This window comes from Microbacterium sp. NPDC055903 (genome assembly GCF_053615555.1).
Genome location: NZ_JBSHCA010000001.1, coordinates 66,719 through 86,481 on the forward strand (window position 1 = coordinate 66,719; position 19,763 = coordinate 86,481).

At 69.8% G+C, this 19,763-nt stretch carries 15 protein-coding genes; 7 read left to right on the forward strand and 8 right to left on the reverse strand.

What is annotated here, in order from left to right; genetic code table 11:
- Nucleotides 1-140 precede the first annotated feature (140 nt).
- Nucleotides 141-1,739, forward strand: a complete 1,599-nt coding sequence (locus ACWGJP_RS00355; RefSeq protein WP_452327759.1) for an acyl-CoA carboxylase subunit beta — start codon at nt 141-143, stop codon at nt 1,737-1,739.
- On the forward strand, nt 1,736-1,978 hold the full coding sequence (locus ACWGJP_RS00360; RefSeq protein ID WP_452327760.1) for an acyl-CoA carboxylase subunit epsilon: 243 nt from the start codon (nt 1,736-1,738) through the stop codon (nt 1,976-1,978). The genes ACWGJP_RS00355 and ACWGJP_RS00360 overlap by 4 nt, the downstream gene beginning before the upstream one ends.
- Before the next feature lie 23 nt (nt 1,979-2,001).
- Here the strand turns inward: ACWGJP_RS00360 and ACWGJP_RS00365 are convergent, their stop codons facing one another.
- From ACWGJP_RS00365 to ACWGJP_RS00390, 6 genes are all read right to left on the reverse strand, one after another.
- Nucleotides 2,002-5,028: an alpha-mannosidase gene (locus ACWGJP_RS00365; RefSeq protein ID WP_452327761.1), complete on the reverse strand. Its 3,027-nt coding sequence runs from the start codon at nt 5,026-5,028 to the stop codon at nt 2,002-2,004.
- A 62-nt stretch (nt 5,029-5,090) separates the two neighbouring features.
- Nucleotides 5,091-6,350 carry an ROK family transcriptional regulator gene (locus ACWGJP_RS00370; RefSeq protein ID WP_452327762.1) on the reverse strand — a complete coding sequence of 420 codons (1,260 nt, stop codon included), beginning with the start codon at nt 6,348-6,350 and terminating at the stop codon, nt 5,091-5,093.
- A 236-nt stretch (nt 6,351-6,586) separates the two neighbouring features.
- Nucleotides 6,587-7,597, reverse strand: a complete 1,011-nt coding sequence (locus ACWGJP_RS00375; protein ID WP_452327763.1) for a hypothetical protein — start codon at nt 7,595-7,597, stop codon at nt 6,587-6,589.
- Nucleotides 7,594-8,829 carry a sensor histidine kinase gene (locus ACWGJP_RS00380; RefSeq protein WP_452327764.1) on the reverse strand — a complete coding sequence of 412 codons (1,236 nt, stop codon included), beginning with the start codon at nt 8,827-8,829 and terminating at the stop codon, nt 7,594-7,596. The genes ACWGJP_RS00375 and ACWGJP_RS00380 overlap by 4 nt, the downstream gene beginning before the upstream one ends.
- The gene (locus ACWGJP_RS00385) at nt 8,819-9,481 is read right to left on the reverse strand and encodes a response regulator (RefSeq protein WP_452327765.1); all 663 of its coding nucleotides are present in this window, start codon (nt 9,479-9,481) and stop codon (nt 8,819-8,821) included. The genes ACWGJP_RS00380 and ACWGJP_RS00385 overlap by 11 nt, the downstream gene beginning before the upstream one ends.
- Nucleotides 9,482-9,514: 33 nt before the next feature.
- Complete coding sequence (locus ACWGJP_RS00390; protein ID WP_452327766.1) at nt 9,515-10,780, reverse strand: class I SAM-dependent RNA methyltransferase; 1,266 nt, start codon at nt 10,778-10,780, stop codon at nt 9,515-9,517.
- A gap of 42 nt (nt 10,781-10,822) precedes the next feature.
- On the opposite strand from ACWGJP_RS00390, the gene ACWGJP_RS00395 reads away from it, so the two are divergent.
- The gene (locus ACWGJP_RS00395; RefSeq protein ID WP_452327767.1) at nt 10,823-11,479 is read left to right on the forward strand and encodes a Maf family protein; all 657 of its coding nucleotides are present in this window, start codon (nt 10,823-10,825) and stop codon (nt 11,477-11,479) included.
- 78 nt (nt 11,480-11,557) lie between these two features.
- Entirely contained in the window at nt 11,558-13,324 is a 1,767-nt protein-coding gene (locus tag ACWGJP_RS00400; RefSeq protein WP_452327768.1) for an acetyl/propionyl/methylcrotonyl-CoA carboxylase subunit alpha, read from the forward strand.
- A gap of 85 nt (nt 13,325-13,409) precedes the next feature.
- On the opposite strand, the gene ACWGJP_RS00405 is transcribed toward ACWGJP_RS00400, so the two are convergent.
- Nucleotides 13,410-14,858, reverse strand: a complete 1,449-nt coding sequence (locus ACWGJP_RS00405) for an NAD(P)H-quinone dehydrogenase (protein WP_452327769.1) — start codon at nt 14,856-14,858, stop codon at nt 13,410-13,412.
- Nucleotides 14,859-14,906: 48 nt separating this feature from the next.
- On the opposite strand from ACWGJP_RS00405, the gene ACWGJP_RS00410 reads away from it, so the two are divergent.
- From ACWGJP_RS00410 to ACWGJP_RS00420, 3 genes are read left to right on the forward strand one after another with little or no spacing between them, the layout of a single operon-like run.
- The gene (locus tag ACWGJP_RS00410) at nt 14,907-15,740 is read left to right on the forward strand and encodes a purine-nucleoside phosphorylase (protein ID WP_452327770.1); all 834 of its coding nucleotides are present in this window, start codon (nt 14,907-14,909) and stop codon (nt 15,738-15,740) included.
- Nucleotides 15,737-17,410, forward strand: a complete 1,674-nt coding sequence (locus ACWGJP_RS00415) for a phospho-sugar mutase (RefSeq protein ID WP_452327771.1) — start codon at nt 15,737-15,739, stop codon at nt 17,408-17,410. Before ACWGJP_RS00410 ends, ACWGJP_RS00415 begins: the two co-directional genes overlap by 4 nt.
- Before the next feature lie 10 nt (nt 17,411-17,420).
- A complete protein-coding gene (locus ACWGJP_RS00420) occupies nt 17,421-17,702 on the forward strand; it encodes an HPr family phosphocarrier protein (protein WP_452327772.1) in 282 nt (93 codons plus the stop codon).
- On the opposite strand, the gene ACWGJP_RS00425 is transcribed toward ACWGJP_RS00420, so the two are convergent.
- On the reverse strand, nt 17,689-19,608 hold the full coding sequence (locus ACWGJP_RS00425; RefSeq protein ID WP_452327773.1) for a BglG family transcription antiterminator: 1,920 nt from the start codon (nt 19,606-19,608) through the stop codon (nt 17,689-17,691). The two genes, ACWGJP_RS00420 and ACWGJP_RS00425, sit on opposite strands and share 14 nt — an antisense overlap.
- Nucleotides 19,609-19,763: the final 155 nt, after the last annotated feature.

Consider the following 19,763-nt stretch of genomic DNA (forward strand, 5'->3'; position numbering starts at 1 on the left):
GGGTCCTCTCTCGGCGTGATGCCGGCCGGGCAAGACTGGCGCACCCGAGGGTCGAGGTCAAGCGTTCGAGGCCGATCGCCAAAGGATTCCCCGACCCGTTGTGCCGAGCATCCAACGGTCGCCGACGACCCGGCGCTAGGGTGGAATCCGTGACGGAACAGCCCGAACCCTTGACCACTGCCAGCCGAATCGCGGATCTGCGCGCACGCTACGACGAGGCCGTCGTCGCCGCCGAGGCCAAGGCGAAGGAGAAGCAGCACGCCAAGGGCAAGATGACCGCCCGCGAGCGCATCGAGCTCCTCGTCGACCCCGGCAGCTTCGTCGAGTTCGACGAGTATGTCCGCCATCGCACCACGTCCTTCGGCATGGACCGCAACCGCCCGTACGGCGATTCCGTGGTCACCGGTATCGGAACCATCCACGGCCGCACCGTGGCCGTGTACTCGCAGGACTTCACCACCTTCGGCGGCTCGCTCGGCGAGGTCTCCGGCGACAAGATCATCAAGATCATGGAGTTCGCCCTCACCGGCGGGATGCCGATCATCGGCATCCTGGACTCCGGCGGAGCACGCATCCAGGAGGGCGTCCTCGCCCTCAGCAAGTACGGGGAGATCTTCCGGCTGAACACGCGGTCTTCCGGTGTCATCCCGCAGATCTCCATCATCATGGGCCCGGCAGCCGGTGGTGCCGTCTACGGTCCCGCGCTCACCGACTTCGTCATCATGGTCGACAAGACCAGCCAGATGTTCGTCACGGGCCCCGACGTCATCAAGACCGTCACGGGCGAGGACGTCGGCATGGAGGAACTGGGTGGTGCGCTCACGCACAACACCCGCTCCGGCGTCGCGCACTACCTCGCCTCCGACGAGGACGACGCGATCGACTACGCGCGCACGCTCCTCGGCTTCCTGCCGGATAACAACATGGCCGAGATCCCCGGCTACGAGAGCGGCTTCGAGTGGGAGACCACAGACGCCGACCGCACGCTCAACGTCCTCATCCCGGACTCCCCCAACCAGCCGTACGACATCCACACCGTCATCGAGCACGTCGTGGATGCCGGCGACTTCCTCGAGGTGCAGCCGCTGTTCGCGCCGAACATCGTCATCGGTTTCGGGCGCATCGAGGGCCGCTCGGTCGGCATCATCGCCAACCAGCCGTCTCAGATGGCGGGAACGCTCAACATCGAGGCCGGCGAGAAGGCCAGCCGCTTCGTGCGATTCTGCGATGCCTTCTCGATCCCGATCGTGACGCTCGTGGACGTGCCCGGATACCTGCCTGGCACCGATCAGGAGTGGACCGGCGTGATCCGTCGCGGTGCGAAGCTCATCTACGCCTACGCCGAGGCGACCGTGCCGCTGGTCACGGTCATCCTGCGCAAGGCCTACGGCGGGGCGTACATCGTGATGGGCTCGAAGCAGCTCGGCGCCGACGTGAACCTCGCGTGGCCGACCGCGGAGATCGCCGTCATGGGTGGTCAGGGCGCGGTGAACATCCTCTACCGCGGCGAGATCAAGAAGGCCGAGGAGGCCGGAGAGGACGTCGCCGCCGTCCGCACACGCCTCGCCAACGAGTACACCTACAGCGTCACGAGCCCTTTCCTCGCAGCGGAACGCGGGGAGATCGATGGTGTGATCGAGCCGGCGAACACTCGTGTCTCCATCGCCAAGGCGCTGCGCGCATTGCGCGGCAAGCGCGCGGAGCTGCCGCCCAAGAAGCACGGGAACATCCCGCTGTGACCGCGCAGCCGGCCGAGGCGGGCGACATCGAACAGCCCCCTCCCGCCATCGAGATCACGCGCGGGACGGCGACCGAGGAGGAGCTCGCCGCCCTCATCGCCGTCGTCAGCGACGCCTACGCCCGAGAGGCGGCGGAGGCCGTCGCGGACGAACCGCGCGCGTCCGCGTGGCAGCGCACGCAGCGTCCGCTGCGCACCCCGTTGCGGCGAGACATCCCCTGGGGGCGGTTCACGGGCTGACAGCGCTCAGCGCTGCGCTCCGCTCAGCTCGGTTCAGACGGGTTCCGGAATCGAAGCGTGACGAGCTGGAACGGGCGCAGCACGAGATCGATGCCCGCGCTCTGCGCCGCGGCGACCGCGCCGCCCTCGACGCGGCGCTCCAAGAGGTCGGTCTCCTCGACCGCTTCCCAGTCGAACGCTGTGGACAGCCGGGCGGCGGACCGTGCACCATGCGCTTCGTAGAGCCGCACGATCACGTCTCCGCTTCGGTCCTCCGCGAGCTTGACGGCCTCGACCACCACGGCATCGGAGGACGAGCGCAGCAGCGGCTCGACCGTGTGCGCGCCGGAGAACTCTCGAAGCGGCAGATTCAGGCGGTACCCGTCTTGCACGGCGTCCGGGATTCCCGCGCCGGGGCGGATGCTGATGCGGAAGACGTGCTCGCCCTGATCGGCATCCGGATCCGGATACAGCGGAGCCCGCAGCAAGGACAGCCGGACGGTGGTCGCCGCTCCCCCTCCCTCACGCGGAGTTCTGCCGATGTCGTGCCCGTATGTCGCGTCGTTCGCGATCGAGACGCCGAAGCCGGGCTCGCCGACGTGCACCCATCGATGCGCGACCGTCTCGAACCGCGCCGCATCCCACGAGGTGTTCGCGTGCGTCGGGCGGTGCACGTGGCCGAACTGGATCTCGCTCGTGGCCCGATCGGCGTGGACGTCGAGCGGGAAGGCGAGCTTCAAGAGCTTCTGGCGCTCGTGCCAGTCGACGACGGTCTCGATGTCGAGGCTGCGCGCGTCGGGATGCAGGGTCAGGGTCTGCGTGATCCGCGATGCCCCCCATAGGCGGACCACGCAGACGATTGCCGCCGTCGGGTGCTCGACGATGTCGACGGACGTCGCGTCCGTCAGATCGATCGCGTGCCGGCGGTAGTGCTCGTCGATGTCCCAGGCGTCCCATTGCGTCGGCGTGTCGCGGTGCACCTGCAGCAGATTGCCCACCGCCCCCGGAGCGATGGCCTCCCGGCCTGTGCCGCGGACGACGAGCGAGGCAATGTGGCCCGCATCGTCGACGAGGACCCGGAGGTGCTCGTTCGACAGCTCGAAGCCGCCCGTCGTCCGCGAGGCCGTCGCAGGCTCCCCAGAGACCTGCGACGCGGCTGCAACCCCTGACGCAGCCACACCTGAGAGTTCCAGCGGCCCGGCATTGGCCGCCAGCAGCACGTCGCCGTCCCCGGCGACATCGCGCAAGGCCGTCGCGGTGAGCCGCTCGGCGAGGTCGAGGACCTCGGCGTACCGGCGCTCTGCCTCGCGGTGCACCCATGCGATCGAGCTGCCGGGGAGGATGTCGTGGAACTGCTGGAGCAGCACAGTCTCCCATGCCGCCTCGAGGTCGTCGTAGGGATACGGCGCACCGCGCAGTGCGGCGGCGGTCGCCCACAGCTCGGCCTCGCGCAGCGCGTGCTCGCTGCGCCTGTTCCCCTGCTTGGTCCTCGCCTGAGAGGTGTAGGTACCGCGATGGAACTCGAGGTACAGCTCTCCGCTCCACACCGGCGGGTTCTCGTACTCCGCCTCGGCAGCCTCGAAGAAGCCGCGCGGGCTCGAGAGGGTCACCGTCGGCGAGCCCTCCAGCGTCCTGAGCCGCCGAGCCGCCGCCGCCATCTCGCGGTTCGGCCCTCCTCCGCCGTCGCCGTAGCCGAACGGGACGAGCGATGTGTTCGCCACCCCCTTGTCGGCGAACTGACGCTCGGCGCGGGCGAGCTCCTCGCCGCTGAGCTGCGAGTTGTAGGTGTCCACGGGCGGGAAGTGGGTGAAGATGCCCGTGCCGTCGATGCCCTCCCACCGGAAGGTGTGATGGGGCATCGTGTTCGTCTCGTTCCAGGAGAGCTTCTGCGTGAGCATCCACCTGGAGCCCGCGGCGCGGGCGATCTGCGGAAGCGCCGCGGTATAGCCGAAGGAATCCGGCAGCCACACGTCCATCGGCTCGACTCCGAACTCCTCCAGGAAGAAGCGCTTGCCGCGGATGAACTGACGCGCCAGCGCCTCGCCGCCGGGGAGGTTGGTATCCGACTCAACCCACATTCCGCCGGCTGGGATGAAGCGACCGTCGGCGACGGCTGCCTTGAGCCGCGCGAAGAGCTCCGGCTGGAAGCGCTTGATCCACGCGTACTGCTGCGCAGAGGAGGCGGCGAAGACGATCTCGTCGTCCTCCTCCTGCAGGGACAGCACGTTGGAGAACGTCCTCGCGACCTTGCGCTGGGTCTCGCGCACCGGCCAGAGCCAGGCGGAATCGATATGGGCATGCCCGACGGCATGCACCCGATGAGCGGATGCCGACGCCGGCGAGGCGAGCACGGCGGCGAGCGCCTCGCGGCCTGCGGCGGCCGTCCCGGCGACGTCATCGGGATCCACGACGTCCACCATCCGCTCGAGCGCCCGGCGGATCGCGGCCCTGCGCGGCGTCTCGGCGAGCTGCTCCATGAGGGAGACCAGCACGGCGGCGTCCTGGACGAGCTCCCAGACGGTGACATCGCGCTGGACGATGTCCGCACGGCGGAAGATGTAGATCGGATCGTCGCCCGCCGTCTCCCAGGAACCCAGCGGCGTCGGAGCGAAATCGTGGAAGCCGTCTCCGACGTCGGGATTGGCCGCCGCTTCGAGGTAGAGCTCGATGGCATCCCCCGGCTCGCCCTCGATCGGGACGTGGGCGTTGCGCGGCTCCACCGCCTTCACGATGGAGCCGTCCGCCCGATAGACGGTGCCTTCGGCCTGGAACCCTGGGTCCGCGGCGCTGAACCCGAGGTCGAAGAGCAACTCCGCACTGTGCCCCTCTACGCGCTCAGGCACGATGCCTGTGACGCGCAGCCACAGCGTCGACCACGGCCGTCCCCATGGCGTTCCGACGGCGAAGGGGGCGAACGTCTGAGACCGCGCCTCATCGAAAGGCACCGGCTCGCCGGGAGCCTGCCACGCCGCGAGCTCAAGCGGTGCACTCGTGCGGTGGATCGCGGGCGTCAGGCGCTCACGGATGAATCTGCGGATACGTGCCTCGACCAGCTCGGCGTTGAGGTGCATGACGTGATGGGCTCCAGTCGAAGGGCGGATGCCTAAATACTAAATCGACTGGATTAATACGGTCAAGAGCCTCCGTGCTCGATCTCCACGGCCTCGAAGAGCAGCGAGGACGCCCGAGGGGCGAGCACGTCGGCGAGCACGACGCACCCCGCACCGACCGCGGCGACGTCCTCTCCGACGACCGATCCGGCCACGGGCAGCGTCCGCACATCTCTCGTCGCGCTCTGCCGGTCGAGCAGTTCGGGCAGCAAACGCATGCTGATCTCGGACAGCCGGTTCCAGAACGGCCCGCCGAGCACGATCCTGCCCACGTCCAACACGTTGGCCAGCGCCGAGATGAGCACGGAGAGATCGCGCACCGCGTCCTCGAGGATGCCCTGTGCAACGCGATCGCCCGCCCCCGCCCTGGCGCACAGCTCGGCGAAGCGCTCGTCCACCGCCCCCGCGTCGTCGGGATCCCTGTCCCCCGCGAACAGGCCTGCACGCTCGGCGGTCTCCACGATGGCCTGCGGCGTGCACGAGACGTCCACGCATCCGCGCTTGCCGCATCCGCAGGCACGTCCGTCTGGATCGACCATGATGTGCCCGACCTCGCCCACGTTGCGCGACACGCCTCTGATCACCTCGCCGTCGCGGACGATCGCCGTGCCGATGCCGATTCCGAGATAGACGAACAGCAGGGAGACGTCCGCCGGGTCGTCTCCCGTCCACAGTTCGGCGAAGGCGGCCGCAGTGGTGTCCTTCTCCAGCACGACGGGGAGACGGGTCGCGGCCGCGAGGGCGTCGCGCAGGGGCACGCGATGCCATTCGTGGAGCTTCGGCGGCTCGATCACCGTCCCCCTCGCGGCATCCAGCGGCCCCGGTGCCGCGACTCCGATGCCGGCGATCGCCGAGCGGTCGGCCTCCGCCGAGGAGACGAGGTCGTCGACCATCCTCGCCATGAGGCTGATGACCTGCCGCGGGTCGCTCTTCGGCGTCCGCTTCACGGACCGCGCCACCACCGCGCCACCGAGGTCGAGGAGGACGACGGTGATGAGCGCAGGATCGAGGTGGATGCCGATCGAGAGCCGGCTGCCAGGCAGAAGGCGCAGCGTCGTCCTTGGTTTGCCAGGGCCGCTGATGGTCCGGCCGGCTTCCTCGATCAGCCCGCCGTCCAGCAACCGGCGTGTGATGTTCGTGACGGTCTGGGCCGACAGCCCCGTGGCCTCGACCAGCTCGGTCCTGCTCAGCCCGTCACCGGACCGACGGATGGCCTCGAGCACGACCGACTGGTTGAAATCCCCCATCCTCGGGAGGTTCGTCCCACGGCGCAGCACGCTCATCGCTCCATCATGGCCCACCGGGCTTGTCCCCCAAAATACCTACAGACAAGCTCTTGACGCATCGGGAAGACTGATCGAGACGCTCTGCGTTCGGCCGGTCCACCTGTCCCAGGGTAGGCAGGGCACGACCGGCCCTTCAGCGGACGGTTTTCGGGTAACCGTTCCGCGCATGGCGAGGGGCGGGCGGCTTTCGCCGCCCCTCGCCTCTTCCGAACCTCTGCGCTTGCCCTCCATGCTCAGAGCACGGGTGCCGAGCGCGGGATCTCATGCCACAGCGACACGCTGTCCTCTTCGGACGAGTCTCCCGAACCTGTCCGGCCGACCACGGTGACGGCGATGATGGGGTCTCCGGCCGCCCGGATGATGAGCCGTCCGCTCTCGGCGCCTTGCACGACCGCGGCGAGCTCATCGCGGATGGCGGCGCGCCTGTCGTCGTCGAGGTCGTCGAGGCCGCCCTCGTCGAAGACGGTGACGGACACGCCCCTGCGCCTGGCCTCCTCGATCGCCGAACGGACCGCGTCGTTGAGAAGACTGGCGCCGCGGAGCTCATCTCGCAGCCGCCCCTCGGCGAGCCGCGCCTGCAGACGCTCCTCCGGAGTGAGGATCCCGTGCGCGGCGACGGTTCTGCTGAGCACGGGCCCGGCGACGGACAGGGCGTACCGCGCCCTCACCCGCCGCTCCTTCTGACGCACCTGCTGGGTCGCATGCCACGCGGACACGGCGCGCTGGATCCCGGTGAGCCGCTCCGTGTCCTGCACGGCCCTCTCCCAGAACAGCACGAGCACCTGCGCGACGACGACCCACATGATCGATCCGACCAGCCCGAGCTGGAGCGCGGTCGCCGCTCCGAGGGACCAGCACGAGATCGCGATGAGGATCGCGAGTGCGGTCCAGCCGACGAGGAACCGCCGCCGCACGATGCAGACGACGGCGAGGAGCCCGATCGCACCGATGTACCAGGTGGCGAACGGAGCGGTCCGATCCGGAGCATGCATGGACAGACCAGCGAGCAGGGGAACGGTGCTCGCGGCGACGAGCGCGACGAACACCGCCGGAAGAGGCGCACGCACGCTCGCCTCGGAACGCAGCAGGACGACGACGGCGATCGACGCGAGATAGACGATGATCGAGCAGACCATCAGCACCGGCACCGCCGGACGCTCGACCCACCACAACGCCCTCGCGGCGAAGGAGAGGGCGAATCCGAGGGCGAGTGAGGTCGCGACTCCGCGCACGCTGCGGTTCATTCGCGCTCCCAGCCGAGCTCGACGACGGTGCCGGAGCCGTCAGAGACGATCCTGGCGAATCCCGCGACCGCAGCCATCCTGGCGATGATCGATGCTCGGATGCCGAGCCGGTCCTCATCCACCGCATCGAGATCGAACCCGTCGCCGGTGTCGCTCACCGTGACCGTGATGCCCTCGTCGCCGTGCGCCTCGGCCAGGATGTGCAGCCCCCGCCCGTGCGCATGCGCGACCGAGTTGCCGATCGCCTGCCTCGCCGCGAGGACGAGCGCCCTGGCCACCCGGTCGGGGACGAGCCCCACCCCTCCGCGCTGCTCGACGACGGCGTCCGCCCCGGTCTCCGACAAGACCCGTCGGAGCTCGAGCACGACCTGAGTGAGCCCGACCGGTTCATCCGTGCCCTCCTCGAGCACGGCGGCTTCCGTGTTCGCCAGGCGGGTGAGCGCCTCGCGGGCCATGCCGACGGCGAGGTCCCTGGCTCTGGGGCTCTCCGCGCGCTCCGCGGCGATCAGCGCCGCCAGCACGCTGTCGTGCATGAGCGCGGCGACCGCGACGCGCTCCTGCTCGGCAGCGGCTGTCGCCGCCGCCGCCGCATAGGAGGCCACGGCGCGGCCACGGGCGTCGTCGACACCTGCCGCGACGGATCGGAACATCCAGCCGAGCGAGATGAGGACGGCACCGAGGATGATCGTGAACGAGACGTCGAAGGCCGTCGTGATCCAGAACTCCCGTGAGAAGTCGCCCTGGATGAGGCGGACCGCTCCATATACGAGCGGGACGGCGACGGCCCAGACGTACTGCAAACGCGCCGAGAACGCGAGCATCGCGGCGACGGAGCCGACGTTGATGAGGAAGAAGATCCACGGCTGCTGCCCCGCTGCGCGGTCGGCGGGGTCGACCACCAACGGCCAGGCGATGAGGGCTCCGACGTAGAAGAAGACGAAGGCGGTCGAGGTCGCCCGCACACCGCGGCCGATCGTGCAGGCGACCAGCATCGCCGTCAGCGGCACGAAGACGACGACGAGCATCGTGACGTGCGGCGCATCGACCACGGCGATCGTCGTGATCGCCGCCAGCAGAGCCTGTGCCCCGGTTACGACCGAACCGATCGCCACCGCGATCTGGAGGATGCGTTCGATCCGCTTCCCCGTGAAGCGCTCGAAGCCGCTGTCCACCGAGCCGGGAGACGGGATCTGACTCCAGGCCTCGCGGATGCTCGGCTGCTCAGTGTGCACGCGATGAGCCGTCCGGCGCGACGAGTCCGTCCTCCATCGCGCGGCGGAGCAGATCCACCTTGGTGGGGGCAGGACGGCCCACCTCGACGTACTTGACCCTGATGCGGTTGACGTTCTCCTTGGCCGTGGAGTAGGCGACTCCTAGCCGCTCGCCGACGACCTTCAAGGGCAGGCCCATCGCGTACAGGCGCAGCACCTCGCGCTCGCGCGCGGAGAGCTGGGCATCTGCGAAGGCGCGGTCGCCCTCGACGGCGCTGGCCCATTCGACGTTGTTCAGCGCATCGCCCCGCGCGACGGTTCTGATCGCGTCGAGGACGTCGTCGAGCGCCGAGGACTTGCTGATGACGCCGGCGGCGCCGGCCAGCAGCGCCTCCCTGACGGCGGCAGGCCGATCCGCGACGCTGTGGATGACCACCCCTGAGCCATCGGCGACGAGAGCCGTCACGTTCTCCGTGACGGTCGTGCCGTCACCGAGCGTGAGATCGAGCACCACGACGTCGACGGGCGCCGCACCGGTTGACGCGCGCCAGCTCAGGTAGGAGTTCACCGTGCTTCCGGAGAACGCCACCGTCTGCGCGCCGTCGCGTTCGCACGCCGCCTCGAGCCCGAGGCGGACGGACTCGTGATCGTCGATGAGTGCCACCCTGCTCATCCGGCCAGCCTAGCGACCCCGCCGGTCGTCGCGTCACCGCGTCAGAAGGGCGACGACCTCGAAGTGGTGCGTGTGCGGGAAGAGGTCGAGGGCGCGGAGCTCCACCGGCGTCCAGCCATGAGCTGCGAACGTCCCGAGGTCGCGGGAGAGGGCGACAGGATCGCAGGCGACGTAGACGATCGACTGCGGTTCGAGGGCGGAGACGGCTTCCACGACTTCCCGTCCTGCTCCCGATCGCGGTGGATCGAGCACCACGACTCCGTAGGAGGCCCCCGGATCCCGCAGCGCCTGAGTGGACGTCCTGCTCGGACGGCGCCGACCCCGCACCGGCCCTCGTCGGCGGTCCTCCACGCCGAGGAACCGGTCGACCCTGGCTGTGACGGCACGGACGTCGAGGGGCTTCAGGTTCTGCGCCGCGTGGGCCGTCGCGCCGCGGTCTGCTTCGACGGTGACGATGTCCTCGGCGCCCAGATCGGCCAGAGTCGCAGCGAACAGACCGACCCCGCCGTACAGGTCCAGATGCGTCTTGCCGGCATCCACCCGTCCGTCCAGAAGGCTGCGGACGGTCTTGTCCAGCGCCGCGGCGGCACCGCGATGCACCTGCCAGAAGCCTGAGGCGTCGAGGGTGAACGACCGCTCGCCGACATGTTCGACGACATTCCCGGCGTCCGGCGCCGTGCCAGCGTCCGGCTTGTGCAGGACACGGACGTCGCCGTCCGCCGGCTCGATGAGGTCGATGCGTCCCGGTGCCGCGGCGCGCAGCCGCGAGGCGACATCGGCGATCGCGGGCGTCGCGAGCGGATAGGAGCCGACCGGGACCACCCGGTGACTGCGCGCGGCGAACGGCCCGATCCGGCCGTCCTCTCCGACGTGCAGCGTGACGCGCGTTCGCCAGCCGGTGCCGTCCGAGTCGTCGAGCGCCCGGACCTCCGGCGCGGGGATGCCGTGGCCTGCGAACCGGTCCAGCGCCTCGGCGAGGACCTGGCGCTTGAGCACCCGCTGGTGGGCGAGCTCGATGTGCCCGAGGTCCGCGCCGCCGACCCTGTCGGAAGGAGCGCGGGAGATGTCGGCCTCCGGCCAGACGTGCGCGCGGCGGTGCGGCGATGGGTCGAGGATCTCGACGGCATCCGCGCGCCAGAACGACGCCTTGCCCGCGTCGCTCACCCTGGCCCTGACCCGCTCGCCGGGGATCGCGTCGGAGACGAAGACGACCCGCCCCTCGTGCCGTGCGACGAACGTGCCGCCATGAGCGATGCCGGTGATGTCGAGATCGAGCAGGTCGCCTGCGGGGGAAGTCATCCATCCAGGATCCCACGTCCGCGCAGCGCGTAGCGTAGGAGCATGCGCGTATGCCTCGCCTCGACGTCCCCCGCCCGACTCATGCTGCTGCGTCAGGCGGGCATCGAACCGCTCACGCTGTCCCCCGACGTCGATGAGGACGAGGTCGCTGCGGCGGCTGCCGCTGAGCGGGGCGCCCCGCTGCCTCCCGCGGAGCTCGTGCTCCTGCTCGCGAGGGCGAAGGCGGCGGACGTCGCCGCCCGGCTCGCGGCCGAAGACCCGTCCTTCGACGGGATCGTGATCGGCGGCGATTCGATGTTCGCCCTGGACGGCAGGGTCTACGGCAAGCCCTACACGCCCGAGGAGGCGACCAGGCGGTGGCGGGAGATGCGGGGACGCACCGGAGTGCTGCACTCCGGTCACTCCGTGCACCGGATCTCCCCCGGCGGCGCCGCGCAGGAGGCCACCGCGGTCGCCGAGGCCTCCGTGACCTTCGCGGATGACGTGACGGACGACGAGATCGCCGCATACGTGGCATCCGGAGAGCCGCTCCACGTCGCCGGGGCGTTCACCGTCGACAGCCTGGGCGGCGCGTTCATCACCCGGGTGGAGGGCGACCCGTCCACGGTCGTGGGAATGTCGCTCTCGACGTTGAGGACCCTGACCACGCAGCTGGGCATCACCTGGACCCGGATGTGGTCGCAGACATCGGGTTCGTAGGCTCCCCGACACGCTTCACGGATTTTCTTGTGGAGGGTCGTCAAAGGGTTGCCGTCCGCACTCGCTAGGCTGGCAATCATGCCTGCAATCGCCAAGGTTCTCATCGCCAACCGCGGCGAGATCGCCGTCCGCATCATCCGCGCAGCCCGCGACTCCGGCATCGCCTCGGTCGCCGTCTACGCCGACCAGGACAGGGATGCGCTGCACACCCGGCTCGCCGACGAGGCTTACGCGCTCGGCGGATCGACCAGCGCCGAGACCTACCTGCAGATCGAGAAGATCCTCTCGATCGCTCGACGCTCCGGGGCGGATGCCGTGCACCCCGGATACGGCTTCCTCGCGGAGAACGCCGAGTTCGCCCGCGCGGTCATCGATGCGGGGATGACGTGGATCGGCCCCTCGCCCGCTGCCATCGAGGCGCTGGGCGACAAGGTCACGGCCCGCCACGTCGCCGAGAAGGTCGGCGCCCCGCTCGCCCCCGGCACCCCCGGCCCGGTCTCCGGTGCCGAGGAGGTCGTCGCGTTCGCCGAGGAGTTCGGTCTTCCGATCGCGATCAAGGCAGCGTACGGCGGCGGCGGACGCGGACTCAAGGTCGCCCGCGAGCTCGACGAGGTGGCCGAACTGTTCGAGTCGGCGACGCGCGAGGCCGTCGCGGCCTTCGGCCGCGGCGAGTGCTTCGTCGAGAAGTACCTCGACAAGCCGCGTCACGTCGAGACCCAGTGCCTGGCCGACGCCGCGGGCAACGTCGTCGTGGTCTCCACGCGCGACTGCTCGCTGCAGCGCCGCCACCAGAAGCTCGTCGAGGAGGCGCCGGCGCCGTTCCTCACCGAGGAGCAGAACCGCCAGCTCTACGCGGCGTCCAAGGCGATCCTGAAAGAGGTCGGCTACGTGGGCGCCGGCACCTGCGAGTTCCTCATCGGCGCAGACGGCACCGTGTCGTTCCTCGAGGTGAACACGCGCCTGCAGGTCGAGCATCCGGTCTCCGAGGAGGTCACCGGCATCGACCTCGTCCGCGAGCAGTTCCGCATCGCGGCCGGCGGCACGCTCGACTACGACGACCCCGAGCCGCAGGGCCACTCCTTCGAGTTCCGCATCAACGGCGAGGACCCCGGCCGGAACTTCCTCCCCCAGCCGGGCCCGATCCACGTCTTCAAGACCTTCGGCGGCCCAGGCATCCGCCTGGACTCCGGCGTCACCGCAGGGGATGCCGTCTCGGGCGCGTTCGACTCGCTCCTCGCGAAGATCATCGTGACCGGCAAGGATCGCGCCGAGGCGCTGGAGCGAGCACGTCGCGCGCTGGACGAGTTCGAGGTCGCGGGTCTGCCCACCGTGCTCCCCTTCCACCGCAAGGTCGTGCGCGACCCCGCGTTCACCGCGGAGGACGGCGCGTTCGGGGTCTACACCCGCTGGATCGAGACCGAGTTCGTGAACGACATCCCCGCGTGGGACGGCGAGCTGGAGGCGCCGGCTGCCGCCGCCGGCCGTCACACCGTCGTCGTCGAGGTCGCAGGCAAGCGCCTCGAGGTGAGTCTGCCGGACCGCGTGGCGGTCGCCGCAGGCACGGCCGGCCGCCCCGCGGCCGTCCCTCCGTCCCGTCGCAGTCACACCACGAGCGTCTCGGCGGGCGCATCCGGGGATGCGGTCAAGTCCCCCATGCAGGCGACCGTCGTCAAGATCGCCGTCGAGGAGGGTCAGCAGGTCGTCAAGGGCGACCTCGTGGTCGTCCTCGAGGCGATGAAGATGGAGCAGCCGCTGCAGGCGCACAAGGACGGCGTGGTCGGCAACATCAACGCGGATGCCGGTGCGACGGTGTCCGCCGGTCACCAGCTCCTCACCATCAACTAGCCCGAGACCTCTCCTTCACGACGAGACCCCGTCCCCGCCGCGCGGCTGGAACGGGGTCTCGTCGATCGGGAGAGGTCTCGGCGGGTCAGGAGATGTTGACGAGGTGCATCGCGCGCGAGGCATCCGTGATGCTCGACGAGAGCGAGGGGTATGCGGCGAACACCCGGGAGACCTGGTCGACGGTCAGGCGGCGCTCCACCGCGACGGCGATCGGGTAGATGAGCTCGGATGCCTTGGGGGCGACGATCACGCCGCCGATGACCGTGCCGGAGCCCTTGCGTGCGATGAGCTTGACGAACCCGTCCTTGATCCCCATCATCTTCGCGCGCGGATTCGCGGCGAGCGGCAGCTTGTACACCAGACCGTCCGCGACGCCGTCCTCCACGTCCTGCTCGGAGAACCCGACCGTCGCGATCTCGGGCGCGGTGAAGATGTTCGAGGTGATCTTGCGCAGCTCGAGCGGGATCACGATGTCCCCGAGCGCGTGGAAGACCGCCGTGCGACCCTGCATCGAGGCGACGGAGGCCAGCGGGAAGAAGTTCGTGCAGTCACCGACGGCATAGATGTTGGGCACGGAGGTCCGCGCGACCTTGTTCACACGGATGTGCCCAGAATCGTCGAGCTCCACGCCCGCCTCGGTGAGTCCGATCTCCGCGGTGTTCGGGATCGAGCCGACCGCCATGAGGCAGTGCGAGCCCTCCACCGTGCGGCCGTCGGAGAGCGTCACCACGACGCCCGTCTCGGTCTTTTCGACCTTCTCGGCACGCGACTTCGACAGCACCTGCATGCCGCCGCGCTTGAAGACCTTCTCCAGCACGCGTGCGGCATCCTGATCGGATCCTGGCAGCACCTGGTCACGGCTGGAGATCAAGGTCACCTTCGCCCCGAGGTTCATGTACGCGGAGGCGAACTCGGCGCCGGTGACGCCGGAGCCGACCACGATCAGGTGCTCGGGCAGCGCCTTCATGTCGTAGAGCTGCGTCCAGGTGAGGATCCGCTTGCCGTCGGGCTTCGCAGAGTCGAGCTCGCGCGGCGATGCGCCGACGGCGACGACGATGGTGTCCGCCTCGACGCGGTCGAAATCCGTGCCGTCGGGGCCGGTCGCCACGATGATCGACTCAGGACCCTCGAGCCTGCCATGTCCGGAGAGGATGCGCACGCCTGCGTCGAGCAGTGTGGTGCGCATGTCCTCGGACTGCTGAGCGGCGAGAGCGAGCAGGCGCTTGTTCACCGCGGCGAGATTGATCGCGATCTCGGGCTTGAGGGGCTTGCCGTTCTCCCCCTTGGCGTAGAACTGCACACCCAGGTCGGTCGCCTCGGAGATGGCGACCGCGGCATCCGCCGTGGCGATCAGGCTCTTGGACGGAACGACGTCCGTGAGCACGGCGGATCCGCCGACGCCGACCCGCTCCACCAGCGTCACTTCCGCTCCGAGCTGGGCGGCGGCCAGTGCCGCCTCGTAACCGCCGGGACCGCCGCCGAGGACGGCGACGCGCTGAGTGCGCTCGAAAGGGGTGGAGGACATGGAATCCATTCTTCCGCAATCCTGGCCCCGCTCGCGTCACGTTCATAGAGTGGTTGCATGACCGACACTCACCACAACCCCCTCGACGACCCGAACGCGAACCCGTTCGAGATCGCGGCCACCGCAGCGGCGGACATCGCCCGGCTCAGCGGCGTCGAGAAGCACGACATCGCCCTCACGCTCGGCAGCGGCTGGGGCAAGGCCGCCGACATCATCGGCGAGACCGTCGCCACCATCCCCGCCACCGAGGTGACGGGATTCTCCAAGCCGGCGCTCGAGGGCCACGTCGGCACCCTGCGGAGCATCCGCACCCCGGACGGCAAGCACGTCCTGGTCATCGGTGCGCGCACCCACTACTACGAGGGTCACGGCGTCCGCCGAGTGGTCCACTCAGTCCGCACCGCCGCGGCGACCGGGGCGCGCATCATGGTTCTCACCAACGGTGCGGGCGGCGTCCGCGAGACCTGGAAGCCCGGTCAGCCCGTGCTGATCAGCGATCACATCAACCTCACCGCCGATTCGCCGCTCGAGGGAGCGACGTTCATCGACCTCACTGATCTCTACGCCAAGCGCCTCCGCGACATCGCGCGCTCGATCGATCCGACGCTGGACGAGGGCGTCTACACGCAGTTCCGCGGACCGCACTACGAGACGCCCGCCGAGGTGCAGATGGCGAAGCACATCGGCGGCCACATCGTCGGCATGTCCACCGCCCTCGAGGCCATCGCGGCGCGCGAGGCGGGGATGGAGATCCTCGGCTTCTCCCTGATCACCAATCTCGCGGCAGGCATCCAGAAGACGCCGCTCAGCCACGCGGAGGTCATCGAGGCGGGCCAGCAGGCGGAGCCCGTGATCACGAAGCTCCTGGCCCGCGTCATCGAGGCGCTGTGAGCGTCGACGCGCTGCTCGCCCAGGCGCGGGCCTGGCTGAGGCAGGATCCCGACCAGGAGACGCGCGACGAACTGGCGGGCGTCATCACGCGCGCGGCGGGCGGCGACGCCGCAGCCGCGGCCGATCTCGCCGACCGCTTCTCCGCCCGACTCGCCTTCGGCACCGCGGGGCTCCGCGGAGCGCTCGGAGCCGGCCCGAACCGGATGAACCGCGTCCTCGTCGCTCAGGCAGCGGCCGGCTTCGCCGCCTACCTGCTCGAACGCGCGAACGGCGCCGTCCCCACAGTCGTCATCGGCTACGACGGTCGGCGCAACTCCCGTCGCTTCGCCCTGGACTCGGCCGAGCTGTTCGCCGGCGCCGGCCTCAGGGCCGTCCTGCTGCCGCGGCTGCTCCCGACTCCCGTGCTCGCCTTCGCCGTGCGTCATCTCGGCGCGGACGCGGGCGTCATGGTGACGGCGAGCCACAACCCGCCGAACGACAACGGCTACAAGGTCTATCTCGGCGGAGCGGACGAGGGCTCGCAGATCGTCTCACCCGCAGATGCCGAGATCGCCGCGCACATCCAGCGGGTGGCGGATGCCGGCGACACGACCGCTCTCGCGCGCTCGGAGGACTACGAGGTCGCCGGCGAGGACGTCGTCGAGGCCTACATCGCCGCGACAGCGGCCGTCTCTCCCGCCCCCGAAGGCACCGAGGGGCTGCGGTGGGTCTACACCGCGATGCACGGCGTCGGCTGGGAGACGTTCTCGCGGATCGTCAAGGCGGCGGGGTATCCCCAGCCGACCGTCGTCAGGGCGCAGCTGCACCCGGATGCGACGTTCCGCACCGTGTCCTTCCCCAACCCTGAGGAACCGGGCGCGATGAACCTGTCCTTCGATGTCGCCCGCTCGGCGCGCGCCGAGCTGATCATCGCGAACGATCCGGATGCCGATCGACTGGCCGTCGCGGTTCCGGACAGCGCGGCTCCTGGTGGCTGGCGCCGACTGAGCGGGAACGATGTCGGTCTCCTGCTCGGCGCGCGCGCCGCGCGCGGTGCCGAGGGGATTCCAGGAGCGGCCCTCGCCTGCTCACTGGTCTCCTCCCCCGGCCTCGGGGCGATCGCCGCACACCACGGTCTCGGGTTCTCGGAGACGCTGACCGGATTCAAGTGGATCTCACGGGCGCCGGGCATCGTCTTCGGCTTCGAGGAGGCTCTCGGATACCTCGTCAACCCGGAGACGGTGCGCGACAAGGACGGGATCTCCGCCGCGGTGGCGCTGCTGGGTCTCGCCTCGGAGGCGAAGGGCCGCGGCGAGACGCTCACGGACATGCTCGTCGCGATCGGGGAGACCTATGGACATTTCGCCAGCGGCCAGGTCTCGGTCCGCGTCGACGATCTGAGCGTCATCGCTCGGGTGATGGCCTCGCTGCGCCAGCAGCCGCCCGCATCCATCGGCGACCTCGCCGTGAGCTCCGCCGAGGACCTGCTCGCGGCGGCTCCCGGCGCACCGTCCGGCGATGTGCTCCGATACCGGCTCACGGGCGGGTCGAGGGTCATCGTCCGCCCGAGCGGCACGGAGCCGAAGCTGAAGGTCTACATCGATGCCCAGGCGGATGCCGCTGACGCCGCCGCATCGGCCGTGTCCGCGATCGAGGCCGGCGTCAGAGCGCTGCTGGAGGAGCGCTCCTGAGCGTCAGATCATGCCGAGTCGCCGCGTCAGGATCAGCGCCCACAACGGCGCGCACGCCCGCCCCGTCGCCGAGCTCGCCCGGCTGGCCATCGCGCACGGCGCTCCGGTCACGCTGGCGACCTCGGCAGGGGCGGTCGTAGACCTCTCCAGCATCCTGGCCGTGATGGATCTCGGCCTCGGAGAGGGCGAGGAGGTCGTGCTGGCGACGGCGGACGCCGTGGGCGCCGACCGGGTGCTCGACACCATGGTCGGCGTCCTCGCCCCGCCTGCGGAGCCGCTCAGCCGTCGATGACGGCGACGAGCTCGTCGAGGAAGGTCTCGAAGGACGAGCCGCGCCGCACGATCCGCTGCACGCTGTCGCTTTCGCTGAACACCTCCACGAGCTGCTCGAACACCGTCTGGAAGGCCGCGCGGTCGCCCTCGCTGAACGCGGCGAGCGCGACGACCTGCACGCGGGAGTCGCCCCAGGCGATCGAGCCGTCCGCGACGCCGATCGCGATGGCTGTCCGGCGAGCCGTCATCTGCAGGGCGTGGGGAACGGCGAGGGCGTCGGTGAAGGCGGTGGACGACATCCGTTCGCGGGCGATGGTGTTATCGACGTACGTCTCGTCGATGAGTCCCCCCTGCATCAGCATCCCGCCGAGGAGGCGGATGGCCTCCTCCTCACCGACGTCCGGGAGCGGATGGAGGAACGCGGAGGCGTCGAAGTAGCGCGCGAGCTCTTCGCGCAGCCGGGCGAGACGTCGCGCTCGGCGCAGTCGGCCGGCGGCGACCTGAACGCGCTCGACGTCCGCGTCGGTGAGGAACGGCTGGATGCGCACGAAGCGGTCTCCCGAAGAGCCAGGCTCGATGGTGGACAGCACCAAGTCCGTGCGGAAGGCCGACCAGTCCGGATCGACGCTGGTCACGACGCTCGTGACTTCGATCGCGCTGCCGAGGGAACGATCGACGCGCGATCGGAGCAGCTCGTGGAGCTCGTAGTACCCCGGGCAGACGATGGTCGCGCTGAGAATGGTCTCGGCCTTCCGGCTGCGTTCGAGCCGTCCGCCGACGTGCATGGCGATATAGGCGATCTCATCGTCGTGCACGGGGGTGCCCAGACGGTCATGGAGCCCGCTGGCGATCGAGACAGCGACCTCGAAGATCATCGGGTACGCGGTCTTCAGCGACCGCGTGAGCGGGTTGCGCGTGAAGGCCTGCTCCTGCGCGCGCCGCAGCAGGTTCTGCACGTGCAGGCTCAGGCGAAGGACGAAGGCGTCGTCGAGGAGGTCGACCTGATACTCGTCCGCTGCACGGGTGAGCTCGGCACGCACCGCGGCCTCGACCCCGGCATCCACTCCGCTGCGCGCGATGTCGCCGGATGGATCCTGGCCGGGCGCGACGACCCTCGTGAGCACCAGCGTCGCGAGATGCCCGCTGTCCCCCTCTCCGAGAGTGACGGCGAAGTGCTCGGCGGCGAGGCGTGCGATGACCGCGGCCACCTCGGCGATCTCCCCCGTCGCGGCGGATGGCGCCTCCAGCGCATGGCCCGACGCGACCCGCTCCGCGGCGATGGCGATGTGCAGGAGCACGTCGGAGATCGCCAGCTCGTTCACGTAGTAGCCGAGTGCGCCGAGCTCGCGCACGAGCGCGCTCTTGAAAGGGGCCACCGAATCCGGCGCGACACGCGCTCCGGCGAGAGCCCGCCGAACGGTCTCCGGGTGGAAGGAGCCCTCATCCATCTCGTCATGGGCGAGGCGGCTCAGCAGACGCCGCCTCGCGCCCTCCGCCCCGGCCAGGCGGACGATCTCCCGGTCGCGTTCCAGAGTGAGCTCCGTGCCGCCGAGGAGGCTTCGGACTCTGCTGAGGTCCGCCTCGACGGTCGCCTCGCTGACGTGCAGCCGATCAGCGGTCTCGTAGACGTCGATGCCGTTGTGCGCGTCGATCAGGAGCCGGACGAGCGTGTGCAATCTGTCGCGCGGCGCCGAGTCGGCGCTCTCGCGCGCACGGAGGGCGGTCCGCGCCGTGCTGCCCGAGCGGTAGCCGGCCGTTCCGGACTCCACCGCGTCACCGGTGGGCACCCTGGCGTTGAGTGCGACGACATAGGAGCGGATGCTGCGCGGAGTGACGCCCAGTTGATCGGCCAGGCTCGCCGCCGTCACCCAGCCGTCGCGGCGGAGCAGGGCCGACAGGAGCTGGTCCTGGCGCTGACGCGACATGATCCCTCCCCTTCTCCGACGACGTTGCCTCCTGCACCCTCATGATGTCAGTTCCACCGCCATGGCGGGCGGAATGCGGGATTCCGCAGGGGCGGAAAGGATCCTGGTGGCACCGTTCACAGCCCGTTCCCAGAATGGAGATCGGAAGGGCGGAA

What these genes read in the sequence shown, in the direction of transcription:
- ACWGJP_RS00420 (WP_452327772.1), top strand. Translation starts at nt 17,421, where the DNA reads ATGCCGAGTCGCCGCGTCAGGATCAGCGCCCACAACGGCGCGCACGCC.
- ACWGJP_RS00375 (WP_452327763.1), bottom strand. Translation starts at nt 7,597, where the DNA reads ATGAACCGCAGCGTGCGCGGAGTCGCGACCTCACTCGCCCTCGGATTC.
- ACWGJP_RS00425 (WP_452327773.1), bottom strand. Translation starts at nt 19,608, where the DNA reads ATGTCGCGTCAGCGCCAGGACCAGCTCCTGTCGGCCCTGCTCCGCCGC.
- ACWGJP_RS00370 (WP_452327762.1), bottom strand. Translation starts at nt 6,350, where the DNA reads ATGAGCGTGCTGCGCCGTGGGACGAACCTCCCGAGGATGGGGGATTTC.
- ACWGJP_RS00395 (WP_452327767.1), top strand. Translation starts at nt 10,823, where the DNA reads ATGCGCGTATGCCTCGCCTCGACGTCCCCCGCCCGACTCATGCTGCTG.
- ACWGJP_RS00390 (WP_452327766.1), bottom strand. Translation starts at nt 10,780, where the DNA reads ATGACTTCCCCCGCAGGCGACCTGCTCGATCTCGACATCACCGGCATC.
- ACWGJP_RS00400 (WP_452327768.1), top strand. Translation starts at nt 11,558, where the DNA reads ATGCCTGCAATCGCCAAGGTTCTCATCGCCAACCGCGGCGAGATCGCC.
- ACWGJP_RS00405 (WP_452327769.1), bottom strand. Translation starts at nt 14,858, where the DNA reads ATGGATTCCATGTCCTCCACCCCTTTCGAGCGCACTCAGCGCGTCGCC.
- ACWGJP_RS00385 (WP_452327765.1), bottom strand. Translation starts at nt 9,481, where the DNA reads ATGAGCAGGGTGGCACTCATCGACGATCACGAGTCCGTCCGCCTCGGG.
- ACWGJP_RS00365 (WP_452327761.1), bottom strand. Translation starts at nt 5,028, where the DNA reads ATGCACCTCAACGCCGAGCTGGTCGAGGCACGTATCCGCAGATTCATC.
- ACWGJP_RS00410 (WP_452327770.1), top strand. Translation starts at nt 14,907, where the DNA reads ATGACCGACACTCACCACAACCCCCTCGACGACCCGAACGCGAACCCG.